The 3,281-nt window shown below is 63.8% G+C and carries 3 protein-coding genes; all 3 read left to right on the top strand.

Going from position 1 to position 3,281, the window contains the following annotated elements; translation table 11 throughout:
* The coding region (locus J2X67_RS27665) for a methyl-accepting chemotaxis protein (protein WP_309958212.1) at positions 1–366 on the top strand (366 nt) is incomplete at its 5' end.
* A gap of 49 nt (positions 367–415) precedes the next feature.
* Positions 416–2,077, top strand: coding sequence for a methyl-accepting chemotaxis protein (locus J2X67_RS27660; RefSeq protein WP_309958209.1), 1,662 nt, complete (start codon positions 416–418; stop codon positions 2,075–2,077).
* A gap of 116 nt (positions 2,078–2,193) precedes the next feature.
* On the top strand, positions 2,194–3,281 hold a 1,088-nt coding region (locus tag J2X67_RS27655), incomplete at its 3' end, for a HAMP domain-containing protein (protein ID WP_309958207.1).

Below are 3,281 nucleotides of genomic sequence, written 5' to 3'. Positions count from 1 at the left end.
CAGGTGGCCGAAGCGGGCCGCACGATGGACGAGATCGTGGACAGCGTCAAGCGCGTGACAGACATCATGGGCGAGATCACGGCTGCAAGCCAGGAGCAGAGCACCGGCATCGAGCAGGTGAACCAGGCCATTGCGCAGATGGACCAGGTGACGCAGCAGAACGCGGCACTGGTCGAAGAAGCCGCCGCCGCTGCGCAATCGATGCAGGAGCAGGCCGCCAGCCTGGTGAGCGCGGTGAGTGTATTCAAGCTGGACCAGCCTCAGCAGGCTGCTGCGCCCGCCTTCCGCCAAACGCAATCCACTCAAACAAGCGCACCGCGGCCGTCGTCCGGCGCGCACCACGGCATGAGGTTGATCGAAGCGTGAGTTTTCTTCGGCACTCGATCGCCGACCCATTTCACTCCACCACCCCATCATGAACTTCCTCTCCAACGTGCGCATCGGAACGCGCCTGGCCATCGGCTTTGGCCTGGTTCTCGCGCTAACGCTGGTTTCGGCCGCCTTTGCGCTGGTGACTGCACGCAACAACGCCGAAGCCACCCGCCAGATGATGCAGAGCCCGCTCGCGAAAGAGCGCCTGATCTCCGACTGGTACGTGCTCACCTACTCGGCCATTGCACGCACCGCAATGATCGCCCGGAGTACCGACCAGGCGCTTCCGGTCACTTTTGCCGACGTCATTTCCGACAGCGTCAAGAAGGGTGGGGAAACCATGGCCAAGGTGGAGGCGCTGCTTGTCACCGACGTGGAGAAGTCGACCTTCAAGAACATCGTCGAGCTGCGCGCCAAGTACCAGGCCGCCAAGGACGCGGTGCAAAAAGCCAAGACCGGCGGCAACCCGGCGGAGGCGGAAGCCGTTTTCAAGAACACCTTCGAGCCGGCCGCCAAGGCCTATGAAACGCGGGTGCTCGAACTGCTGGCCCTCGAACGCAAGGCCATCGACGACATGAGCCATGCCATCGATGCGGCGAATGAGCGCGGCTTCAACCTCCGCATCTTCATGACGGCATTGACGCTGGTGCTGGGCGCTCTTTGCTCGTTCCTGATTGCACGCAGCGTGACGCGGCCTCTCGGCCATGCGGTGAAGGTGGCAGAAACCGTGGCAAGCGGCGACCTCAGCTCGGCCATCGACACCGGCGCGCGCAACGAGACCGGCCAGCTGATGAGCGCACTGAAGCACATGAACGACAGCCTTGCCAAGGTGGTGGGCGAAGTTCGCACGGGCACGGATGCCATTGCCACAGCGTCGGGCCAGATTGCCGCAGGCAACCAGGACCTGTCTTCGCGCACCGAAGAGCAGGCCAGCTCGCTCGAAGAAACAGCCGCTTCGATGGAAGAACTCACCTCTACCGTCAAGCAGAACGCCGACAACGCGCGGCAAGCCAACCAGCTGGCGCTCTCGGCCTCCGAGGTTGCGGTCAAGGGTGGTGGCGTGGTCAATCAGGTGGTCGACACCATGGCCTCGATCAACGCGTCATCGAAAAAGATCGTCGACATCATCGGCGTGATCGACGGCATTGCGTTCCAGACCAACATCCTGGCGCTGAACGCAGCGGTCGAAGCGGCACGTGCCGGCGAGCAGGGCCGTGGCTTTGCGGTGGTGGCCTCCGAAGTGCGCAACCTCGCGCAGCGCTCGGGCGCAGCCGCCAAGGAAATCAAGGGCCTGATCGACGACTCCGTGGGCAAGGTCGAGGCCGGCAGCCGCCAGGTGGCCGAAGCGGGCCGCACGATGGACGAGATCGTGGACAGCGTCAAGCGCGTGACCGACATCATGGGCGAGATCACGGCTGCAAGCCAGGAACAGAGCACCGGCATCGAGCAGGTGAACCAGGCCATCGCGCAGATGGACCAGGTAACGCAGCAGAACGCGGCGCTGGTCGAAGAAGCTGCCGCAGCCGCGCAATCGATGCAGGAGCAGGCCGCCAGCCTGGTGAGCTCGGTGAGCGTGTTCAAGCTGGACAGCAGCAACACCGCATCGCGCCCGCTCGCACAGGTGCACGCCAAGCTGCAACCGGCGCTGCCGTCGCGCAGGGCGATGCCCGCATTGGCGACGGCCGGCGGCTGGGAGGCCTCCTGAGCGCCGCGCCTTCGCGAACTGAAAAAGCACCGGCGCAAAAGCGGCCGATGCACCAAAAATTTTCTTGCGGCAAGCGCGCGCGGCGTGCTCTTGCCCTTTCCTGATCTTCTGGAGTCATGAACATGTTTCTGAGCAATATTTCAATCGGCAAGCGGCTGGCCGTCGTGATCGGCGTCATCCTCGCCCTGTCTCTTACGAGCAGCGTGCTTGCCGTGCTGAAGCTCCGGCAGATCGGCGAAGAAATCAACGCGATGGTCGAGAAGAACATCAAGACAGAGCGCGCCGGTGCCGACTGGCTGCGCAACACCAACTCGGGCGTGCAGCGCGCCGCGGCCATTGCCAAGAGCAGCGACGCAAGCCTGATTGCCTATTTCGCACCCGCCACGGCGCTCTCCATCAAGGAGACCAATGAGCTGCAGAAGCTCATCGAGGCGCACATGGACACGCCGGAAAAGCGCCAGGTGTACGAGAAGGTCGGTGAGCTTCGCAAAGCCTACCTCGCGGCCCGCGAAGAAGTGAGCAAGGCCAAGCTGGCGGGCGACCTCGAAGGCGCCAACCGGATCTTCAACGAACGCTTCGAGCCCACATCGCGCAGCTACCTTGCGGGGGTGCAGCAAATGGTCGACGCCGAGCGCGTACAGCTCGACGCCGCGGCGGAGCGCAGCAAGGAGATGCGTGCCAACACCACCTTGATGCTTGAAATTTTTGGCGCACTGTCGCTGGGCCTTGGCCTGGTGCTCGCCTGGCTGCTGGTGCGCAGCATCACGCATCCGCTGCGCCGCGCGGTCGAAGTGGCCGAAGCCGTTGCCGCCGGCGACCTGACCAGCCGCATCGAAGTGACGACGAAGGACGAGACCGGCCAGCTCATGTACGCCCTCAAGGGCATGAACGGCAGCCTTGCCAAGGTGGTGGGCGAAGTGCGCACCGGCACGGATGCCATCGCTACTGCTTCTGGGCAGATTGCCGCAGGCAACCAGGACTTGTCTTCGCGCACCGAAGAGCAGGCCAGCTCGCTCGAAGAAACAGCCGCTTCGATGGAAGAGCTCACCTCTACCGTCAAGCAGAACGCCGACAACGCCCGCCAGGCCAACCAGCTGGCCCTTTCGGCTTCCGAAGTGGCCGTGCGCGGCGGCGGCGTGGTCAGCCAGGTGGTGGACACCATGGGCTCCATCAACACCTCGTCCAAGAAGATCGTCGACATCAT

This window comes from Variovorax sp. 3319 (assembly GCF_031456585.1).
Taxonomy (GTDB): Bacteria; Pseudomonadota; Gammaproteobacteria; order Burkholderiales; family Burkholderiaceae_C; genus Variovorax; species Variovorax paradoxus_P.
Note: the sequence above shows the minus strand (reverse complement) of the source record. Positions and strands in the feature narration are given on the sequence as shown.